The 19559-nt window shown below is 69.8% G+C and carries 23 protein-coding genes; 12 read left to right on the top strand and 11 right to left on the bottom strand.

The window, feature by feature from the left end; translation table 11 throughout:
- Window positions 1-102: 102 nt before the first annotated feature.
- The 5 genes from DFP88_RS05140 (at window position 103) to recQ (ending at window position 6083) form a co-directional block, all read left to right on the top strand.
- Window positions 103-390: a YggT family protein gene (locus DFP88_RS05140; protein WP_110813403.1), complete on the top strand. Its 288-nt coding sequence runs from the start codon at window positions 103-105 to the stop codon at window positions 388-390.
- Between the two features lie 318 nt (window positions 391-708).
- A complete protein-coding gene (locus tag DFP88_RS05135) occupies window positions 709-1701 on the top strand; it encodes an ABC transporter substrate-binding protein (RefSeq protein WP_110814141.1) in 993 nt (330 codons plus the stop codon).
- Between the two features lie 119 nt (window positions 1702-1820).
- Entirely contained in the window at window positions 1821-2855 is a 1035-nt protein-coding gene (locus DFP88_RS05130) for an ABC transporter permease (protein WP_110813402.1), read from the top strand.
- Between the two features lie 11 nt (window positions 2856-2866).
- Complete coding sequence (locus tag DFP88_RS05125; protein ID WP_110813401.1) at window positions 2867-3934, top strand: betaine/proline/choline family ABC transporter ATP-binding protein; 1068 nt, start codon at window positions 2867-2869, stop codon at window positions 3932-3934.
- 94 nt (window positions 3935-4028) lie between these two features.
- A complete protein-coding gene (gene recQ / locus DFP88_RS05120; RefSeq protein ID WP_110813400.1) occupies window positions 4029-6083 on the top strand; it encodes a DNA helicase RecQ in 2055 nt (684 codons plus the stop codon).
- 5 nt (window positions 6084-6088) lie between these two features.
- Here recQ and DFP88_RS05115 read toward each other — a convergent pair whose 3' ends face one another.
- Genes DFP88_RS05115 through DFP88_RS05100 form a run of 4 tightly spaced genes read right to left on the bottom strand, consistent with a single transcriptional unit; the run spans window position 6089 to window position 8893 of the window.
- Window positions 6089-6904, bottom strand: coding sequence for a GNAT family N-acetyltransferase (locus DFP88_RS05115; RefSeq protein ID WP_110813399.1), 816 nt, complete (start codon window positions 6902-6904; stop codon window positions 6089-6091).
- Window positions 6905-6933: 29 nt separating this feature from the next.
- The gene (locus DFP88_RS05110) at window positions 6934-7836 is read right to left on the bottom strand and encodes an ornithine cyclodeaminase family protein (RefSeq protein ID WP_110813398.1); all 903 of its coding nucleotides are present in this window, start codon (window positions 7834-7836) and stop codon (window positions 6934-6936) included.
- A complete protein-coding gene (locus DFP88_RS05105; protein ID WP_110813397.1) occupies window positions 7833-8453 on the bottom strand; it encodes an HAD family hydrolase in 621 nt (206 codons plus the stop codon). The genes DFP88_RS05110 and DFP88_RS05105 overlap by 4 nt, the downstream gene beginning before the upstream one ends.
- Window positions 8450-8893 (bottom strand): YaiI/YqxD family protein, encoded by a 444-nt coding sequence (locus DFP88_RS05100; protein WP_110813396.1) that lies wholly within the window; start codon window positions 8891-8893, stop codon window positions 8450-8452. The genes DFP88_RS05105 and DFP88_RS05100 overlap by 4 nt, the downstream gene beginning before the upstream one ends.
- Window positions 8894-9046: 153 nt before the next feature.
- Between DFP88_RS05100 and DFP88_RS05095 the strand changes: the two genes are divergently transcribed.
- Window positions 9047-9682: a TetR/AcrR family transcriptional regulator gene (locus DFP88_RS05095; protein WP_110813395.1), complete on the top strand. Its 636-nt coding sequence runs from the start codon at window positions 9047-9049 to the stop codon at window positions 9680-9682.
- Between the two features lie 4 nt (window positions 9683-9686).
- On the opposite strand, the gene DFP88_RS05090 is transcribed toward DFP88_RS05095, so the two are convergent.
- Entirely contained in the window at window positions 9687-10418 is a 732-nt protein-coding gene (locus tag DFP88_RS05090; protein WP_110813394.1) for an NYN domain-containing protein, read from the bottom strand.
- Between the two features lie 139 nt (window positions 10419-10557).
- Between DFP88_RS05090 and DFP88_RS05085 the strand changes: the two genes are divergently transcribed.
- Together DFP88_RS05085 and DFP88_RS05080 are read left to right on the top strand one after the other, a co-directional pair.
- Window positions 10558-10866: an I78 family peptidase inhibitor gene (locus DFP88_RS05085; RefSeq protein WP_110813393.1), complete on the top strand. Its 309-nt coding sequence runs from the start codon at window positions 10558-10560 to the stop codon at window positions 10864-10866.
- A 47-nt stretch (window positions 10867-10913) separates the two neighbouring features.
- The gene (locus tag DFP88_RS05080; protein WP_110813392.1) at window positions 10914-11252 is read left to right on the top strand and encodes a DUF2794 domain-containing protein; all 339 of its coding nucleotides are present in this window, start codon (window positions 10914-10916) and stop codon (window positions 11250-11252) included.
- A gap of 77 nt (window positions 11253-11329) precedes the next feature.
- Here DFP88_RS05080 and DFP88_RS05075 read toward each other — a convergent pair whose 3' ends face one another.
- The 3 genes from DFP88_RS05075 to DFP88_RS05065 form a co-directional block, all read right to left on the bottom strand.
- The gene (locus tag DFP88_RS05075) at window positions 11330-12142 is read right to left on the bottom strand and encodes a C40 family peptidase (RefSeq protein WP_110813391.1); all 813 of its coding nucleotides are present in this window, start codon (window positions 12140-12142) and stop codon (window positions 11330-11332) included.
- A complete protein-coding gene (locus DFP88_RS05070) occupies window positions 12139-13524 on the bottom strand; it encodes a leucyl aminopeptidase family protein (protein ID WP_425450812.1) in 1386 nt (461 codons plus the stop codon). Before DFP88_RS05070 ends, DFP88_RS05075 begins: the two co-directional genes overlap by 4 nt.
- Window positions 13525-13648: 124 nt before the next feature.
- Window positions 13649-13963: a hypothetical protein gene (locus DFP88_RS05065; RefSeq protein ID WP_110813390.1), complete on the bottom strand. Its 315-nt coding sequence runs from the start codon at window positions 13961-13963 to the stop codon at window positions 13649-13651.
- Between the two features lie 210 nt (window positions 13964-14173).
- Between DFP88_RS05065 and DFP88_RS05060 the strand changes: the two genes are divergently transcribed.
- A complete protein-coding gene (locus tag DFP88_RS05060; protein WP_110813389.1) occupies window positions 14174-14821 on the top strand; it encodes a carbonic anhydrase in 648 nt (215 codons plus the stop codon).
- Here DFP88_RS05060 and DFP88_RS05055 read toward each other — a convergent pair.
- Window positions 14808-15044, bottom strand: a complete 237-nt coding sequence (locus DFP88_RS05055) for a hypothetical protein (protein ID WP_110813388.1) — start codon at window positions 15042-15044, stop codon at window positions 14808-14810. The two genes, DFP88_RS05060 and DFP88_RS05055, sit on opposite strands and share 14 nt — an antisense overlap.
- A 325-nt stretch (window positions 15045-15369) precedes the next feature.
- Complete coding sequence (selD, locus tag DFP88_RS05050; RefSeq protein ID WP_110813387.1) at window positions 15370-17511, bottom strand: selenide, water dikinase SelD; 2142 nt, start codon at window positions 17509-17511, stop codon at window positions 15370-15372.
- Between the two features lie 84 nt (window positions 17512-17595).
- Here selD and pgsA point away from each other — a divergent pair, with 84 nt between their 5' ends.
- Genes pgsA through DFP88_RS05035 form a run of 3 tightly spaced genes read left to right on the top strand, consistent with a single transcriptional unit; the run spans window position 17596 to window position 18903 of the window.
- The gene (gene pgsA, locus DFP88_RS05045; RefSeq protein WP_110813386.1) at window positions 17596-18213 is read left to right on the top strand and encodes a CDP-diacylglycerol--glycerol-3-phosphate 3-phosphatidyltransferase; all 618 of its coding nucleotides are present in this window, start codon (window positions 17596-17598) and stop codon (window positions 18211-18213) included.
- 2 nt (window positions 18214-18215) lie between these two features.
- The gene (gene moaD, locus DFP88_RS05040) at window positions 18216-18461 is read left to right on the top strand and encodes a molybdopterin converting factor subunit 1 (protein WP_110814139.1); all 246 of its coding nucleotides are present in this window, start codon (window positions 18216-18218) and stop codon (window positions 18459-18461) included.
- A 1-nt stretch (window position 18462) separates the two neighbouring features.
- The gene (locus DFP88_RS05035; protein WP_110813385.1) at window positions 18463-18903 is read left to right on the top strand and encodes a molybdenum cofactor biosynthesis protein MoaE; all 441 of its coding nucleotides are present in this window, start codon (window positions 18463-18465) and stop codon (window positions 18901-18903) included.
- Here the strand turns inward: DFP88_RS05035 and DFP88_RS05030 are convergent.
- Window positions 18890-19471 carry a DNA-3-methyladenine glycosylase I gene (locus DFP88_RS05030; protein WP_110813384.1) on the bottom strand — a complete coding sequence of 194 codons (582 nt, stop codon included), beginning with the start codon at window positions 19469-19471 and terminating at the stop codon, window positions 18890-18892. The two genes, DFP88_RS05035 and DFP88_RS05030, sit on opposite strands and share 14 nt — an antisense overlap.
- Between the last annotated feature and the right edge of the window lie 88 nt (window positions 19472-19559).

The following is a 19559-nucleotide window of genomic DNA, read 5'->3' as shown; positions in this document are numbered from 1 at the left end:
CGCGTCAACGCGATGGGCCGCCGCGTGACGCAAGGTTGTTGCGTTCTGCGCCCGCGATCCCTACCTCACCGGGGCCTCCTTCATTGCCGTAAAGGGCCCTGCATGATCTCGTTGTTCCAGATCCTGATGCTCATCCTGAGCGTCGCGAAGTTCTTCATCTTCGCGCACTTCATCATGAGCTGGCTGATCAGCTTCCAGGTGCTGAACCTGCAGCAGCCGCTGGTGGCGCAGATCTGGTACGGCCTGCAGCGCCTGCTCGATCCGATCTACGCGCCCCTGCGCCGCATCCTGCCGAACATGGGCGGCCTCGACCTCTCGCCGCTGGTCGCGCTGCTGGCGATCTACGCGCTCGAGATCATCCTGCGGAACAACATCGCCCTGTTCTACTGACCGCCGCACATCGGCAGGCTTCTCAAGAAGCCCATCAGGCACCCGCGCCCTGCGCGAGGTGCCTTTTTCTTGTGCGCCGCGCAGGGGTTTTGCCGCTATCGAAGGCCAAAATGTCGGAAAACGGCACCAGCGGTTTGCTTTCTGGGCGGTTTTCCGCTAGATACCCGCCAATGCCTGATGACGGGACATCACAGCAGAGGCACCGCCTGCTTCGGCAAGCGCGCCTCTCGCCTTCCAAAAGCGGCCCGCTGCGCCACCTGCGCGACTGCGGCTCCGTTGCTGTTCATCGGGTTCCTTTTCACGATTTTGGAGAACGACATGCGTAAACTGACCATGACGTCGACCGCCGCCGTTGCGACCGCTCTGCTTCTGCCGATCGGTGCCCAGGCGCAGGACGATGCCGGCCAGTGCGGCGAAGTCTCTATCGCCCAGATGAACTGGGCCGCTGCCGAGGTTACCACGAACATCGCGCAGTTCCTGCTCGAGCAGGGCTATGGCTGCGATGTCACCCTCGTCAGCTCCGACACCATCCCGGCCATCACCTCGGTTTCCGAGAACGGCGAGCCGGACGTCGTCACCAACCTTTGGCTGAACTCGGCCGGTGAGGCCTATACCAGCCTCGAAGAGAACGGCACGATGGAGCGCCTGACCAGCGTTCTCGATCCGGGCGGCGTCGAAGGCTGGTGGATCCCCACCTCCCTCGCCGAAGAGCACCCCGAGCTGACCACAATCGAGGGGATCATGGAGAACCCCGAGCTGGTCGGCAGCCAGTTCAACAACTGCCCCGACGGGTGGGGCTGCCGGATCGTGTCGGACAACCTCGTCCGCGCGCTGGATCTCGAATCCTCCGGCATTGAGGTCTTCAACCACGGCTCCGGCGAGACGCTCGCCTCGTCGATGGGTTCGGCCGTCAGCGCCGGTGAGCCCTGGTTCGGCTACTACTGGGGCCCGACCGTTCCGCTCGGCAAGTACGACATGACCCGTGTCGACCTTGGCGGCGTCGACGAAGAGGCCTTCACCGCCCTGCAGAACCAGGACACGCCTGATCCGCAGGTCTCGGACTTCCCGGCCGCGCCGATCCTGACCTCGGTCACGACCGAATTCGCCGAGAACAACCCCGAGGTCACGGAGTTCTTCCGCAACATGACCTTCAAGACCGACACCATGTCCGGTCTGCTGGCTTGGCAGGACGAGAACAACGCCTCGGGCGAAGAGGTCGCGGTGCACTTCCTGACCGAGATGCCCGATGTCTGGTCCGGCTGGATCAGCGACAGCGCGCGTGAAAACCTGAACGCCCTGCTGCAGCAGTAAGGCGATCACGATGGCGGAGCGGCCTTGCCGCTTCGCCATCGAACGGGGCCGCCAGGCGCGGCCCCGTTTCGTATTTCCAGAAACAATCAGGGCGGACCTCAGGCGGTCCGAAATCATACATGGCGACCTACGACGGCGTGTTCGACACGCTGGGGCTGCGAAACTGGTGCGATGGCGGTTCGTCCGGCGCGCCGATGTCGATGGCGGATCTGCTGGCGCAGACCAGCGGCACCGAGAACACCACCTCGTTCTGGGACTTCCCCTTCCCTTCGCTCGATGCGCTCCACGATGCTTGCGGCGCGATCCCGCAGACACGGGATCTGACGCAGGGTCTGGAGGCCGGTTTCCTCGCGCTGCGTGACGGGCTGCGCGTGGTGGTCGACCCGCTGACCCAGCCGCTCAGCTGGATGCTGCGCGAGATGCTGTACGTCATGACGCAGACGCCCTGGTTCATCATGCTGCCGGTGCTGCTGCTGCTGGTCTACGCGGTGACCCGCGCCTGGAAGATCGTCGGCCTCGTCGCCCTCTTCCTCGCCATCCTCGCCTTCGTGGACCACTACGGCTACGCGATGGAGACGCTGGCGATCATCTTTGTCTGTGCCTTCATCTGCGTGCTCATCGGCGTGCCGATCGGCATCCTGATGTCGCGCAGTGACCGGATGCAGCGGATCGTCATTCCGATCCTCGACATGCTGCAGACGCTGCCGCCCTTCGTCTACCTGATCCCGCTGATCTTCCTGTTCAGCGTGACCGAGCCGAAGCTCTACGGCATCGCCGTCATCCTCTACGCCATCGTTCCCGTGGTGCGCCTGACCGACCTCGGCATCCGCCTTGTCGACAAGGACGTGATCGAGGCCGCCGATGCCTTCGGCATGACCCGCAACCAGAAGCTCTTCGGCGTCCAGATCCCGCTTGCCCTGCCCAACATCATGGCCGGCGTGAACCAGACGATCATGATGAGCCTCGCGATGGTCGTCATCGCCTCGATGGTCTCGGCCCCGGGCCTTGGCATCCTCGTGCTGCGCGGCATCCGGAACCTTGAACTGGGCGTGGGCCTCGTCGCCGGCTTCGGCATCGTTGTCCTGGCCATTGCGCTCGACCGCGTGACCAAGGCTGCCCTGGCGCGCATCGACGCCAGCCAGTCCAGCCGCTGAGGAGCCAGATCATGACTGACAAGAACATCAAGGTTTCGATCCGGCACCTCTACAAGATCTTCGGCGAGGATCCGGCCTCTGCGCTGAAAGACGTGAAGGGCGGCCTGTCCAAGGCCGATCTTCTCGAGACCCGCAACCACGTGCTCGGCCTCAACGACATCAACGTCGACATCAAGGAAGGCGAGATCACCGTCATCATGGGGCTTTCGGGGTCGGGGAAATCGACCCTGATCCGCCACCTGAACCGGCTGATCGAACCCACCGCCGGCGAGGTGCTGGTCGAGGGCGAGGACATCCTGAAATGGAACACGCGGCGGATGCGCAAGCTGCGCCGCGAATCCATGTCGATGGTGTTCCAGAAGTTCGCGCTTCTGCCGCACCGCACCGTCCTCGAGAACGCCGGCATGGCGCTGGCGACCCGTGGCCGCAAGCGCGCCGAATACGAGGGCGAGGCGAACAAGTGGCTCGACCGCGTCGGCCTCGGCGGCTACGGCGGCCAGTACCCGCACCAGCTGTCCGGCGGCCAGCAGCAGCGTGTCGGCATCGCCCGCGCGCTGACCTCGAACTCGGACATCATGCTGATGGACGAGGCTTTCTCGGCGCTCGACCCGCTGATCCGCACCGACATGCAGGATCTGCTGCTCGAGCTTCAGGACGAGCTGCACAAGACCATCGTCTTCATCACCCACGACCTCGACGAGGCGCTGAAGCTGGCGGATCACCTTGTGATCCTGAACAACGGCGCCATCGTGCAGCAGGGCGAGCCGCAGAAGATCCTTCTCGATCCGGCGGATCCCTACATCGAGGACTTCGTGGCCGACATTAACCGGGCCCGCGTTCTGCGCGTCCGCTCGGTGATGGAGAAGACCCCGCCCGAGGGCGAGGTCTCCGGCGAGGTCGATCACGATGCCACGCTGGAAAGCGTCATCGCCGATGCGCAGGGCCAGATGGATCGCCGCTTCCGCGTGATGCGGCGCGGCCGGGCCGTCGGCACGATCGAGATGCCCGAGATCATGCGCGCCCTCGTGCCGGCCAAATCCAGCGCCGAGGCCGAAGAGTCCTCGGACACCGCGGCGTGATGCCGCTGGCGCCGGCGGGTTTTCCGCCGGCGCCCCCTCTGGTCCGGCGGACGCGGGCGCTGTAGTCTGGCCGCCCGCCCGATCAGGAGTGACGATGCCCACCGAGACGCAGCCGACCCGGCTTTTGCGCGAGATCTTCGGCTTCGACGGCTTCCGTCCGGGCCAGGAAGAGATCGTCGATGCGGTCACCGCCGGGCGCGACACGCTGGCCATCATGCCCACGGGCGGCGGCAAGTCGCTGTGCTACCAGCTGCCCGCCCTGTGCCGTGGCGGCGTCACCCTCGTCATCTCTCCGCTCATCGCGCTGATGCGGGACCAGGTGCGTGCCCTGCGCGCCGCCGGGGTCGAAGCCGGCGCGCTGACCTCGGGCAATACCGCCGAAGAGACGGAGGCCGTCTGGGACAGCCTCGCCTCCGGCGCGCTCAAGCTGCTTTACATCGCGCCCGAGCGGCTCGCCTCCTCGGGCACCGCCGCCGCCCTGTCGCGCGCCGGGGTCGGCATGATCGCGGTGGACGAGGCGCATTGCGTCAGCCAGTGGGGCCACGACTTCCGCCCCGACTACCTGCGCATCGGCGACCTGCGCCGCAGCCTCGACGTGCCGCTGGCGGCTTTTACCGCCACGGCGGATGCCGAGACGCGGGCCGAGATCATCCAGCGCCTCTTCGGAGAGCGGCAGCCCGAGGTCTTTCTGCACGGCTTCGATCGGCCGAACATCCACCTCGCCTTTTCCGTCAAGGATCAGCCGCGGCGCCAGATCCTCGCCTTCGCGGGCAAGCGGCGCGGGCAGTCCGGCATCGTCTACTGCGGCACCCGCGCCAAGACCGAGACGCTGGCACAGGCCCTGCGCGAGGATGGCCACAACGCGCTGTCCTATCACGGCGGGATGGAGGCCGATGATCGCCGCGCCGCGGAAGAGCGGTTCCAGCGCGAGGACGGGCTGATCATGGCCGCCACGGTCGCCTTCGGCATGGGCATCGACAAGCCCGACATCCGCTGGGTCGCCCATGCCGATCTGCCCAAATCCATCGAGGCCTATTACCAGGAGATCGGCCGCGCCGGCCGCGATGGCGCGGTGGCCGAGACGCTGACGCTCTACGGCCCCGAGGACATCCGCTTTCGCCGGCAGCAGGTCGACGAAGGGAACGCCCCGCCCGAACGCCGCGCCGCCGACCACGGGCGGCTGAACGCGCTGCTCGGGCTGGCCGAGGCGCAGCGCTGCCGGCGCGAGACATTGCTGCACTACTTCGGGGAAGAGGTGCAGAGCTGCGGCAATTGCGACCTCTGCGACAGCCCGCCCGAGCTGTTCGATGCCACGACGCCGGTGCGCATGGCGCTCTCGGCGGCGCTGCGCACCGGCGAAAGCTTCGGCATGGGGCACCTGATCGACGTGCTGCGCGGGCAGGCGACCGACAAGATCCGCCAGCGCAGCCACGACGACCTGCCGACCTTCGGCGTCGGCAAGGACCTGTCCAAGGCGGCATGGCAGGCGGTCTTCCGACAGATGCTGGGCCGCGACCTTCTGCGCCCCGATCCCGAACGTCACGGCGGCCTCCGGATGACCGATGCCGCCCTGCCGATCCTGAAGGGCGAGCAGGAGATCACCCTGCGCCGCGACACGATCCAGGCCGCGAAATCCGGCCCGCAGGTCAAGGCGCTGGTCTCGGACGAGGACGCGCCGCTGCTGTCGGCCCTGAAGGCCAAGCGCCGCGCCCTGGCCGAGGCGCAGGGCGTGCCCGCCTATATCGTCTTCAACGACCGCACCCTGATCGAGATGGCCGAGACCCGGCCCGAGACGCTGGACCAGATGGCCCGGATCGGCGGCGTCGGCACCAAGAAGCTCGACAGCTACGGCGATGCCTTCCTGTCGGTGATCCGCGGCGCCCCCGCGCCCGAGGTGCATCCCGCCCGCCGCGCGCTGGCGGGGCGCGAGGCCGGCGATCTCTACGACCGGCTGGCCGAGGCGCAGCAGCGCCTCGCGCGGGGCGAGGACGGGACGGGCAAGTACCTTAGCTGCAACCACGCCACGCTGCGCCACATCGCGGAGCGGCGGCCGGGCACCGAAGAAGAACTGGGCCGTCTGCCCGGCATGGGCGAACGGCAGATCGAACGCTTTGGCCCCGCCTTCCTCGAAATCCTCGCCGAGGGCTAGGCCGCTCAGCCGAAGGCCTGGCTCGCCAGCGCCTGCAGCGCCGCGGCCTCGCCTCGCTCCGGCCCCAGCCGCATCGCCAGCCCGCCGCCGTGATGCGGCAGGCCGATCTGCGGCAGCCATGGGGCGAGCGCGCCGTCCGCCGGCACGTCGATCCGCAGCGGCCCCTCGGTCCCGGCGCAGAGGGCGCAGACAATGTCGCGCGCATCCTCCGCCGCCGGGGCGATCACTGGCCCGATGACCTGCCGCCCGCCGAAGGGCCGCCGCAGGCCGAAACCGGCCAGCCGCCCCTCGCGCCGAAGGGTGGCAAGCGTGCCGATACGCAGGATCTCCTCCAGCATCGCCCGTCTGTCGCCGCCGCTGGCCAGTGCGTCCAGCGCCGCGATCTCGTCTAGCGCCTCGTGGCCCTCAAGCCGGGCGAGGGTAGGGGCCGGGGCCCGCGCGAGACCCTCGTGCCGCTGGATCGGCCCCCTGGCCTCGAAGCCGCGTCGGGCGTAAAGCGGCTGCCCCTCCGGCGTCGCCACCAGCCGCAGGCTGCGGCGATCGCCCGCCGCGAGGGCCTGCCGGAACAGCCGCCCGCCGATGCCCTGCCCGCGCCGCTCTGCATCGACGATGACCATGTTCACCGTGCCGAGGTCAGGTCCGAAGGGCGTCAGCAGCGCTGTACCGACCACCACATCCCCATCCAGCGCCACCCAGCCCTGCGACAGGCGCAGCGACAGCGCCCAGTCCTCGGGGCCATGCGGCCAGCCGGCCTCGCGCGACAGGCGCAGGGCTGCAGGGAAGTGCCGTTCGTCAAAGGGCTGGATGGAGATGGATGCCATGACGTGCCGGGGTATAGCGCCGGGTCGCGCTAACCCGCCGCGTCCAGGATGTAGCGCCCCGTCATCAGGTCCAGATGCGCGCCGCCGCCGTTCTTGAAGAGCGTGATCTCTTCGTCGCTCTCGCGGCGGAAGGCGCCGAGGTCGCGGTAGTCGGCAAGCACGGCGGCCTCGTCGATGGCGCCGGAAGCCAGCGGGATCGCCAGCTCTCCGATATGGCCCATCACCGTCTCGCGGCTGTCGACGAAGATCCGCGCGCGCTGCAGCGCGGTATCGTCCGCCTCGCGCATTTCGGGGGTGAATGCGCCGATCAGGTCGATGTGCTGACCCGGGCGCAGCCAGTCGCCGCGGATCACCGGCTCCTTCGCCATGGTGGCGACGGTCACGATATCGGCCTGCGCCACCGCGGTCTCGAGGTCGGTCGCGATCTCGATGTCCGGGTTGGTGGCGCGAAACCGCTCCGCCCCCTCGGCGCTGCGATTCCACAGGGTGAAGCGCGCCTCGGGGAAGGCGGCGCCATAGGCCTGCCGCAGCGACTGGCCGACGGTGCCGGCGCCGACGATCAGGATGTTGCGCGAGTCGGGCCGGGCCAGCCGCGTCGCCGCCAGCAGGCTGTCGCCGGCGGTCTTCCACTTGGTCACGAGATGAAAGTCGATCACCGCCTCGAGCGCGCCATCCGCATCCGACAGCAGCGACATCACCCCGCCCACCGCCGGTTTTCCGGCCGCGGGGTTCTCGGGGAAGACGGTGGCCACCTTCACCGCGATGCCCAGCCCGTCGATCCAGGCGCTGCGGGTCAGAAGCGTCTTGCCGTCCTTCTGGATGAAGCTGTCGCGCACCTCGGCGGGGGGCCTTTCGTGCCCCTCGGCCAGCGCGCGGGTCAGCGACAGCCAGTCCAGCCGATCCTCGACCTCCGGCCCGATCAGCCGGGTCATCGCGCCTCCTCCTCGGTCAGCAGCCCCTCCTGCACCAGTCGCGCGGCAAAGGCCTCGGCCCCCTCGAAGAGGTGCACGCCCCAGCCGCGCGCCTGCGCCGCCTCGATGTTGTCGGCGCGGTCGTCGGTGAACAGCAGGGTCTCGGGCGCCAGCCCTGTCTCGCGCTCGAGCGTTTCGTAGATCTCGGGGTAGGGCTTCACCATCTCGAGGTGGCCCGAGACGAAGCGCTTATCGAACTCTTCGAGGAAGGGGTAATGCGTCTCGGCGAGGGCGAAGGTCTCGACCCCGAAATTCGAAAGGGCATAGACCGGCACGCCGCGCCGCCGCAGGGCCCGCAGCAGCCGGACCGAATGGTCGATCGCGGGGCTTGCCATCTCGATCCAGCGGTCGTGCCACATCTCGATCTCGGCGCGCCATTCGGGCAGGTCGGCGGCATGGGCCATGACCGTGTCGCGAAAGGCCTCGCCCTTGTCGACGCGCTCGTTCATGCCGTGCAGGTCGGTTTCGCTGAACATCGCGCGCCGGCGCTCTTCGCCGATGACGCTGTCGTAGAAGCGTTCGGGATTCCATTCGATCAGCACGTTGCCGATGTCGAAGACTACCGCCTTGATCGTCATCTCGTCGTCCTTCTCATCTCTCGTTCCAGCGCGTCCAGGAACCGCGACCTGTCCGCCTTGGTAAAGCCCGGGCCCCCGCCCTGGCGAAAGGGATCGGCGGCGCGCAGGTCGGCCGCGAGATCGCGCATCGCCAGCGCCTCGCGCACATTGGCCTCTGTCAGCGCCTCGCCATTGGGGCGCAGCACCCGCGCCCCGGTCTTCACACAGGCATCGGCCAGCACCATATCGGATGTGATCACGACGTCGCCCGCGCCGCAACGATCGGCGATCCAGCGATCCGCGACGTCGGGGCCCGCATCGACCACGACCGTCTCGATCAGCGGGTTCTGCGAGGGGCGGATGCCACCGTTCGAGACCATGGCCATGCGGGCCTTGTGGCGGGTGCCGACACGCTCGACCTCGGCGCGCACTGGGCAGGCATCGGCATCGACATAGATCATGTGTCTCTCCGGCTCGTTCCGGGGCGGACAATCGCGCGGGTCCGGGGGCGGCGCAAGGCGCGGAGGATCGTAGGCTTGCGCAGGAACGCCGCGGCAGTGCTGTTGCGCCGGGTGTCACGCGCCCGTTAACGTGCCGATGTAACAGGAGAGACGATGACGACCGAAACCCAAGCCATCCGAAAGGGCCGCAAGTTCGACCAGGTTCTGGCCGGCGCCTGCGACGTTTTCATGTGCGAGGGGTTCGAGGGCGCCAGCGTGGACGAGATCGCGCGCGCCGCCGGCGTCTCCAAGGCCACGCTTTACAGCTATTTTCCCGACAAGCGGCTGCTGTTCCTCGAGGTGATCAAGGCGCAGGCCGCGCGGCAGGCCGCGATCTCGGCCACCCGGATCGATCCGAACCTGCCGCTGCCAGAGTTCCTGCGCTCGGTCGCGCGGTTCAACATCGACTTCGCCACCTCCGAAGCCGGGCTGCGCCTGTTCCGCATCTTCGTCGCGGAAAGCGAGCGTTTCCCCGATATCGGCAAGGCTTTCTGGGAGACCGCGCATCTGCGGCCGCGCGACAAGCTGGCTGCCGCGCTGCGCCGCTGCGTCGAGGCGGGTGAGCTGCAGATCGACGACGTCGATCTTGCCGCGATGCAGTTTCACGACCTGTGCAAGACCGATCTGGTGGCGCGGGCGCTGTTCAACATCGACGCCGAGTTCACCGAGGCCGAGATTGCGCGGGTCGCCGATGGCGCGGTCGAGATGTTCCTCGCGCGCTACGGCGTCCGGCAGGGCGCACCGGCCTGAGGCATCAGTCCTTGCGCCGGATCTCCAGCTGGTTGCCGCTCTTGCGGGTTTCGAAGCGCTTGAGTTCCAACACAAGGTCGCTCAGCTTGCGCTTGCCGTAGCTGCGCACGTCGAAATCCGGGGAATCGGCGGTGATGTACTGGCCCAGCGGGCCAAGCGGATACCACTCGTCGTCCTGGTCGATCTTGTCCATCGCCTTGAGGATCAGCGGCACCGCCTCGAGCGGCGGGCGCTTGGCGGTGGATTGCACGCTTTCGCTCGCATCGGGGCCCGTGCGCTGCACCGGCGCCGGCTCGTCCACGATGTTCTCGATCAGGATGAAACGGTTGCACACGTTGCGCAGCGCCTCGGGCGCCTTGGATTCGCCGATACCGATCACGTCGAGGCCCTGCTCGCGGATGCGGTTCGCAAGCGCGGTGAAGTCCGAATCGGAACTGACGAGGACGAAGCCGTCGAAGCGCCCGGTGTGCAGGATATCCATCGCGTCGATCACGAGGCCGATGTCACTGGCGTTCTTGCCCTTGGTATTGGCCGTCTCCTGATGCGCGACGAGGCCCAGCGTGCGGACATGCTCGGACCAGGGGCGCAGCCGGTCCGCCGACCAGTCGCCGTAGACCCGGCGCAGCGCCGGCTCCCCGAAGGAGGTGATCTCCTTCAGGATCGGGCCGGCAAAGCGGGCGGGGATGTTGTCGGCGTCGATCAGGACGGCGTAGAGCGGTCTGGCGGCTTCTGGCATGGGACCCTGCTGCAGTCGGTGTGGCGCAGGTCCCCTCGTGCGGTCTGTGTCGCCCGCGGTCAAGGGCCGGTTGGGCGCGTCCCCGCCGGCCCGGGGGGCGCCGCTTGCACCCGGCGCGGCGCTGGCGCAGTCTCGCGTCATGAAAATCCATGCCCTTCCCCTCCTGCTGATCCTCGCCGCCTGCGGCGCCTCCTCCACCCCGCCCGGCGCGGTGCCGCCGACAGGCGCGCAGCCCCCCGCCCTGCCGGACGCCGGTCAGGACAGCTGCGGCGCCGCGGAGCACGGCGATCTGGTCGGCCAGCCCGTCACCGCGCTCGAGCGCGAGCTGATCCTCGGCCAGGTGCGCATCCAGCGCCCCGGCGACATGGTGACGATGGATTTCCAGCCCGAGCGGATCACCTTCCACATCGACGAGGCAGAGCGGATCTCGCGCATCGCCTGCGGCTGACGCGCCTCGCCCTTGATTAACGCCGCGGCCATGTCCAATCTGGGGGCATGTCCGCGCCCCCACCGATCCCGCTGTCCCGGCAGCCAGAGCAGGTCTCCTTCCACCGCACGGAGCTCGGGCCGATCCTCTCGGTCTATGGCCGGATGGTCGCCGCGGGCGAATGGCGGGATTACGCGATCTCCGCGCTCAAGGACGTCGCGGTCTTCTCCGTCTTCCGCCGCACCGCCGAGACGCCGCTCTACCGGATCGAGAAGCGCCCCGCCCTGCGCCTGCGGCAGGGCCAATACGCGGTCCTCGGCCCCGAGGGGCAGGTGCTGCGCCGGGGTCAGGATCTGACGGCCGTCCTGCGCGTCTTCGAGGCGCGCCGCTTCCGCGTCGTAGACTGACCGCCCTTTCTTCTCTTTTCAAATATCCCGGGGGAGGCCCGGCTTCGCCGGGCCGGGGGCAGAGCCCCCTTGCGCGCTCAGGGCCGGCGCCGCGCGATCAGCGGATCGCCCGCGGCCTCGATCCGCCGCAGCGCCGTATCGGCCTCTTCCAGCCCCACCGCCATGATATGCGCATAGGCATGGATCAGCAGTCCCGGCTCCGCGACCATGGCGACATGGCCTTTCCAGAACCAAAGATCGCCGGGGCGCGGATCGCCCTGCGCTTCCACGCCCAGCGTCATCTGCATGTCGCTGTCGCCGGGGCAGGGGGCGCCGCAGGCCGTCAGGGCCGCCTGCACGAGGCCCGAGCAGTCGATGCCCCAGATCGCGTTGCCGCCCCAGAGGTAGGGCACGCCCAGGTGCAGCCGCGCGACCGCGACCGGATCGGCGAAGGGCCGGTCCAGCCCGCGCAGGTGCGGCCGCGGGATAAAGCCCTCCGGCGTCTCGAGGAAGCTCTCGTGCTCCGCCGTCACCGTCACCAGCGCGCCGAAGGAGAGCGGCGCGAGATCCGGGGATTTCAGGTCGGCGTCGCGGTAGAGGTGGCTCGCCGGGACCGCGACCCGGTGGGTCGGTGTCTGCGCCGGGCCGAGGCTTTCCTCGCGCAGGTAGCCGACGTAGCCGTCCTTCTCCGACTGGACGAAGGCCCAACCGCCGCGCCGTTCGAGGACGCGCACGCCCTCGCCGCTGATCAGCTGCCGGTCGCGCGCGCCCTCGGGCGCGGCGCGCAGGGCCGTGACGGGGGCGGTGACGCGCGCCGCCTCGCCCGGCACCTGCCGCTCGGCGGCAAGGCCGCGCCCCTCAAGGGCGACGCGGCCATTGCCGGGCGTGAGCCTGCGGTCCCGCCCGCTCACAGGTCCAGAAGCTGCGGCAGCGCGGCCAGCAGCGCCCTTGCCCCCATGCCGACGCCGCCCTTGGGGCGGGCGGGGGCGGCCTTGGGGTTCCAGCCGTAGATGTCGAAATGCACGTAAGGCGCGGGCGCGAAGCGGCGCAGGAACAGCGCGGCGGTGATGCTGCCGGCCATGCCGCCCGAGGGGGCGTTGTCGAGATCGGCGATCCCCGGCTCGATCATCGCCTCGTAGGGCTCGTGGAAGGGCATGCGCCAGACCGGATCGGCGACCGCGGCCCCGCCGGCGGCGATGGCCGCGGCGGCACTGTCCTCGCTGGCGTAGAAGGGCGCGAGATCCGGCCCCACGGCGACCCGCGCCGCACCGGTCAGCGTCGCCATCGAGATGGTCAGTGCACTGTCCTCTTCGGCGGCGAGGGCCAGCGCATCGGCCAGCACCAGCCGTCCTTCGGCGTCGGTGTTGTTGATCTCGACCGTCAGCCCCTTGCGGCTGTGCAGGATGTCGCCGGGACGGAAGCTGTCGGCGCTGACCGAGTTCTCGACCGCCGGGATCAGCACCCGCAGCCTGACCTTCAGCTCCAGCGCCATGATCATCTGCGCCAGCCCCAGCACGGTGGCCGCGCCGCCCATGTCCTTCTTCATCAGCCCCATGGAGCTGCCGGGCTTGAGGTTCAGCCCGCCGGTGTCGAAGCAGACGCCCTTTCCGACCAGCGTCAGCGCCGGACCCTCGCTGCCCCAGCGCATGTCGATAAGGCGCGGCGCGCGGTCGGGTGCCGCGGCGCGGCCGACGGCATGGATCAGCGGCAGGTCCTTGGCGATCAGATCCGCGCCGCGGGTCACCGCCATGCGCGCGCCAAAGCGCTGGGCAAGGGTGTTGCAGGCCGCCTCGAGATCGGCGGGGCCCATGTCCGAGGCGGGGGTGTTGATCAGGTCGCGCGTCAGCGCCTCGCCCGCGGCGATGGCCTGAACGCGGGCCGCATCGACGCCCTCGGGGCAGAGGAGGGCGGTCTTGACCGCGCCTTGCTTGGCATAGCGGTCGAAGCGGTAGCCCTGCAGCAGCCAGCCCAGCGCTGTCTCTTCGGCAATCGCGGGGCTCGGGCTTCCGGCCAGGGCATAGGTGCCCGCCGGCAGGCGGTCGGCTGCCACGGCGGCGGCAAAGCGCCCGCGGCGTGCGGCGGCGGCATCGCCCAGCCCGACTAGCGCGGCGGCCAGCCCGCCTTCCGCATCCGGCAATGCCAGCACCTCGCCCGGCTTCGCGGCAAAGCCCTGCGCCCTGGCCCAGGCCTCTGCGGGGGCAGGCAGGGCGGACAGCGCCTCCTCGAGGCTGTCGGGGGTGACGAGGTGAAGCGGCGTGGCCGGGGTACCGGCGGAAGCGAAATCGGGAATCACGGCAGTATCGGACCTGTGCTGGCGGCGCCGGTCAGTAGCGCCACCGGTAGCCTAGACCCCGCAGGTCTGGCCGCAAGGCTGCCGCCGCGGAGAGGGCCCGGCCAAACGGCCGTCCGGCCTTCGCCTAGCCGGCGGCGGGCCCCAGCGCGGCGATCCTGTCGGCCGCATGCTCGCCCAGGCGCAGCAGCCGTGCCAGCGTGGCGCTGAGCGCGGCGCCGTCGTTGCGGCCCGCGCAGCCGGCCACGTCCAGCGCAACGCGGTGCAGATCGCTCAGCCCCAGCTCTCCGGCGAGGTCGGCGGTGGCCATGGCATCCGACAGGACGCTGCGCAGCTCATGCGCGCGATGGGCGGTTTGCAGCCTGTCGAGGCGATGCATCAGGTCTTCGCGCCCGCGGTCGAGCCGCTGGGTCGCGGCCTGCGGACCCAGGGCGGCGATCATCCGGACCAGGGGTTCGGAATCCAGCGGCGGAGGCGGCGGCGGCGCGAAGATCGCGACCGGGGCTGCGTATCGGGCTATGGGCGAGGCTGACTGATCCATGGCGCTAGGATGCCCGAGAACAGTTCAGGAACAGTGAACGCGCGCCTCGCGCCCTATCGAAATCCGCGGCGGGAGGCTTTAGAAGGCCTGCGAACCGAAGGAGACTTCCCGATGAGGACCGCGCGCCCGCTCCCCGACTACCTCGTTCGTCGCTTCCAGGGCTGGAAGGCGACGCAATACGCCGAGAATCGCAGCTGGTATCGCAACCTCGCCGAAGAGGGGCAGCATCCGCGTGCGATGATCGTGTCCTGCTGCGACAGCCGGGTCCACGTCACCTCGATCTTCGGCGCCGACTCGGGCGAGTTCTTCATTCACCGCAACATCGCCAATCTCGTGCCCCCCTACACGCCCGACGGGGATCACCACGGCACTTCGGCCGCGGTGGAATACGCGGTGCGGACGCTGAAGGTCAGTCACCTGATCGTGCTGGGGCATTCGGGCTGCGGCGGCGTGCGCGGCTGCTACGACATGGTCACCGGACAGGCGCCCGAGCTCGAGGAAAAGACCAGCTTCGTCGGCCGCTGGATGGAGATCCTGCGCCCCGGCGTCGCCGATCTGCCCGAGGGCGACGAGGCGACGCGGGTGCGCGCGCTCGAGAAGGGGGCGATTCGCATCAGCCTGCAGAACCTGATCGGCTTTCCCTTCGTGCGCGAGGCGGTCGAGCAGGAGCGTCTGACGCTGCACGGTCTCTGGCACGACATCGGTGCCGGCGGCCTCGAGATCTACGACGACGAGAGCGAGAGCTTCACGCCGCTCTAGGATCGGCGGCACGCCAGGCCTGCCGCAGCGCCTGCCGGGCGCGGCACGGCTGGCCGGTGCCGGCGGGCGCGGCGGGGAGGTCCGCCTTCGCGATCTTCCGCATCACCTCTGCTCCCGACAGCTCGGCATGGAACAGCGCGCAAAGCTCTTCCCGCGTGGTGGTATCGCGCTGCAGGCTGACATCGCGATCCCGCATCGCCCGTATCGTCAGTCTGTGCAGCATCAGATCACCCGCCTGCTCATCATCAATGGTTGTTAATGATACGCTATCATACCCGCAGCGGATGCATCTCCGCTGTCGGGACCATGCCATCCGCCTCCGGACCGATCCATCGAGCATCCGGGCAGGCCGGCCTCCGGAAGGCTAGGGGCGCGGCGCGGAAGGATAGGAGGTAAGTGCTTCTGCACAGGGCATACTCTGCCGCGGGTCAAGGGCCGGATCGAAAGGCGAGCGCCCGCGCCGGTCCGCCTGGCAGCGCCCGCCGGGGGGCATCACGTCTGCGTTGATGTCGCGCCGGTCCTGCCGCAGGGGCAGTGCGGCGCGGGATTCACGCGACCCGGATGCCGGGCAGCGCCTCGACCGTGCCGATTCGCGCCGCCGGGTAGCCCGCCGCCCGCAGCCGCGTCATCAATTCCTCCGCCGCCTCCTGCGGCACGGCGGCCAGAAGCCCGCCCGCGGTCTGCGGATCGAAGAGCAGCGCGCCGCGCTGCCCGGCGGCGCCGAAGACCGGCCCGGCGCCGTCGCGGTTATCCTGCCAGAGCGTCGATTTCACCCCGGCGGCGGCCAGCGCCTCGGCCCCCTGCATCATCGGCACCGCCCCGAGGTCGATCGCGGCGCCGCAGCCCGAGGCTTCGCAGATCGCCGCGAGGTGCCCGGCAAGGCCGAAGCCGGTGACATCCGTCATCGCCCGCGCGTCTGGGCCGAGGATGCTCGAGGCCGCGCCCTGCGGCTGGAGCATCGCCTGCCAGCAGGCGGCCACGTCGGGCCCCTGCGCCGCGCCCCGCATCTCGGCGGCAAGGATCGTGCCAGAGCCCAGCGGCTTGGTCAGGATCAGCGCATCGCCCGGCCGCGCCCCGCCCAGCGTCACCGGATCACGCTCCAGAAGCCCGGTGACGGAAAAGCCCAGCGTCAGTTCGCTGCCCATGGAGCTGTGGCCGCCGATCAGCGCGGCGCCGGCGGCGGTCAGCTCCGCCTCGGCGGCGGCGCCGATCTCGGCCATGGCGCGCTGCTGCAGCTCGGCGGACTGGCGCGGCAGGATCACCGTCAGCAGCGCGGCCTGCGGCTGCGCCCCCATGGCCCAGACGTCGCCCAGCGCATGCAGGCAGGCGATCCGCGTCATCAGGGACCAGTCGTCGGTGACGGCGCGCAGGTGATCGGTGCTCAGCACCTGCCGCGCGCCGCCCATGCGCAGAAGCGCCGCGTCGTCGCCCGGCAGAACCTCCAGATCATCCCGCTGCGCGCCTGTCAGCCCCGACAGCGCCGCCTTCAGCGCGCCGCGGCCGACCTTGGCGCCGCAGCCGCCGCACATCGGCTCTGCCGAGGGATCGGCGCCAGCGGCACTCTCGCGCGGGGGCTTCGGCGCGGGCATGGGCGGCAGGTCGCTCAGCTTGTCCATGAAGCGGCGGTCGATCCGGTCCTTCCACCGCCAGAGCCAGTGCGAGGCGAGGGCGAGGCCCGCCTTCTCGGCCGCCGCCGCCTTTTCGCCCAGAGAAATCAGCTTGAGGTAATCGCGCTGCGGGCTGTAGCGGCGCATCCTGCCGCCTGTCAGCGCGGCGCGCAGGTTCCGGGCGAGGACCGGGGCCTGCCGCACCGCAAAGACCCCGGCCTTCGGGCGCGGCGCATGCAGCATCTCGGCGCAATCGCCGGCGGCGAAGATCGCGGGGTCGGAGGTCTGCAGCGTCTCTCCCACGGAGAGAAAGCCGCCCTTCGTCTCCAGCCCCGTCTCGGACAGCCAGCCCTGCGCCCGCGCCCCGGCGGCGCCGACAGTCAGGGCGGCGGGCAGGCGGCGCCCGTCCGCCAGCACCAGGGCCTCGGCCTCGACCTTGGCGACTTCGGCCCCCTCGATCAGCGTCACGCCCAGCGCCTGCAGGCGCGCCAGCAGCAGCGTGCGGGCGCGGCCGGAGGTGCCGGCAAGGGCCCTGCCATGCTCGATGACCGTGACCTCGGCGCGGCGGCCCAGTCCATGCGCCATGGCCATGGCAAGCTCGACTCCGGCGACACCGCCGCCGATCACGGCCACGGGGCCGGGGGCGCGCCGGAAGGCCTCCCACCGGGTCGCGAAGGCGCCCAGAGGCTTGACCGGCACCGCATGCTCGGCAAAGCCCGGCAGCTCTGGCATGGCGGAGGTCACGCCGATGTCGAGGCTGGCGACGTCGAAGCCGATGGGCGCGCGCCCCGCGACCCGCACCTGACGCGCGCCCTTGTCGATCCCCTCGGCCCGCCCGATCACCAGCCGCGCCCCGGCGCGCCGCGCCAGCCGCACGAGGTCGATCTGCAGGTCGCGCGCCGCGTAATGCCCGGCGACATAGCCCGGCAGCATGCCGGAATAGGCGGTGACGGGACCGGGATCGATCAGCGTCAGCCGGGCACCCGGCAGCGGGTCCATGGCCCAGCGCCGCAGCACGAGCGCATGCGAATGCCCGCCGCCGATCAGCACGAGGTCTCGGGTCAGGGGGGGCAGGGCGATCATGGCCCGGTCATACCCGCTTAAGGCCGCGCGCACCATAAGCGGCGGCAGTGGCGCCGCGCCGCGAAGGGCGCTAGGTATGGGCGCATGACATGGACCCTTCCCAACGTACTGACCGTCCTGCGCCTGCTCGCGGCGCCCATGGTCGCCGTCATGTTCCTCTTCTTCTACCGCCCCTGGGCGGACTGGCTGGCGCTGACGCTCTTCATCGGCGCCGCCGTCACCGACTACTTCGACGGCTACCTCGCCCGGGCCTGGAAGCAGGAATCGAAGTTCGGCGCGATGCTCGATCCCATCGCCGACAAGGCCATGGTGCTGATCGCGCTGCTCGTCGTCACCGGCTTTTCCGGCATGAACCCCTGGATCCTGCTGCCCGCGACGCTGATCTTCTTCCGCGAGACCTTCGTCTCGGGCCTGCGCGAATTCCTTGGCGACAAGGCGGGCACGCTCAAGGTGACGAAGCTCGCGAAGTGGAAGACGACCTTCCAGATGGTCTCCATCGGCATCCTCTTCCTCGGCACCGGCCTCGATTACGTGGCGCTGGGCGGGGCCGATCCGCACGGCCTCGCGCGGGTCAGCGAGGGGCCGGCAGGCTGGGCGACCTTCCTCGGGGTGGCGCTGCTCTGGGTCGCGGCTGCGCTGACGCTGGCGACGGGCTGGGACTACTTCCGCAAGGCGCTGCCCTTCCTCAAGGGTCCGAAATGACGCTGCAGGTGCTCTACTTCGCCTGGGTCCGCGAACGCATCGGCCTGCCGAAGGAACGGGTCGAGACGCAGGCCGCCACCCCTCGCGCGCTGGTCGAGGAACTGCGCGCGCGAGAGCCGCGCTATGCCGCCGCCTTCGCCGATACTGCGGCCCTCAAGGTCGCGCTGGACCAGGAACTGGCAGAGTGGGACGCGCCCCTGGCGGGCGTGCGCGAGGTCGCCTTCTTCCCGCCGATGACAGGGGGCTGAGGTGACGGTCCGCGTCCAGCAGGAAGCCTTCGCAGCAGGCGCGGAACTCGACGCCTTTACCGCCCGGGCGACGGGCGCGGGCGCCATTGTCAGCTTCACCGGCGTCGTGCGCGACGTGGCTGGCGGGCTCATCGCCATGGAGATCGAGCAGTATCCCGGCATGACCGAGCGCGCGATTGCCGAGATCGTGGACGCCGCGCGCAGCCGCTGGGATCTGGCCGAGGTTCTCGTGATCCACCGCCACGGCCCCCTGGCCCCGGGCGCGCCGATCATGATGGTCGCGACGGCCAGCGCCCACCGCGCCGCCGCCTTCGAGGCCGCGGACTACCTGATGGACTACCTCAAGTCCCGCGCCCCCTTCTGGAAGAAGGAGATCACGCAGCGGGGCGAACACTGGGTCGAGGCGACGACCCAAGACGAGGACGCGCTCAGCCGCTGGTAGCGCCCATCGCGGCCACGGCTTCGTGCCTATGGCAGGCGGTGACATGGTCGTTCACCATCCCCACGGCCTCCATGAAGGCATAGACGATGGTCGGCCCCACGAAGCGGAAGCCCTCGCGCTTCAGGTCGCGGCTGATCTGCTGCGACAGCGGCGTCTGGGTCGGCACCTCGGCCTGGCTGGCGTAAGCGGGCTGCAGCGGCGCGCCCTCGACGTAGCGCCAGAGATAGGCCGAGAATCCCTCGCGCGCCTCGATCTCGCACCAGCCGCGGGCATTGCCGATGGCGGCCTCGATCTTGCCGCGGTGGCGCACGATGCCCGGATCGCCCAGCAACCGCGTGACATCCGCCTCGCCCCAGCCGGCGATCGCCCGGGGATCGAAGCCCTCGAAGGCGGCGCGAAAGGCGGGCCTCTTGCGCAGGATGGTGATCCAGCTCAGCCCGGCCTGAAACCCGTCCAGCATCAGCTTTTCATAAAGCGCGCGCCCGTCCCGCTCGGGCACGCCCCATTCCGTGTCGTGATAGGCCTGGTAGAGCGGATCGCTCCCGCACCAGCCGCAACGTTCGATCATCGGCGCCCCCTGTCTTCTCTTTGCAAATATCCCACGGGGGCGCGGGGGTGTGAAACCCCCGCTCCTGCCGCCGCAGCGTCGCGCGCGG

Source organism: Pseudoroseicyclus aestuarii, from assembly GCF_003217255.1.
Lineage (GTDB): Bacteria > Pseudomonadota > Alphaproteobacteria > Rhodobacterales > Rhodobacteraceae > Pseudoroseicyclus > Pseudoroseicyclus aestuarii.
Note: the sequence above shows the minus strand (reverse complement) of the source record. Positions and strands in the feature narration are given on the sequence as shown.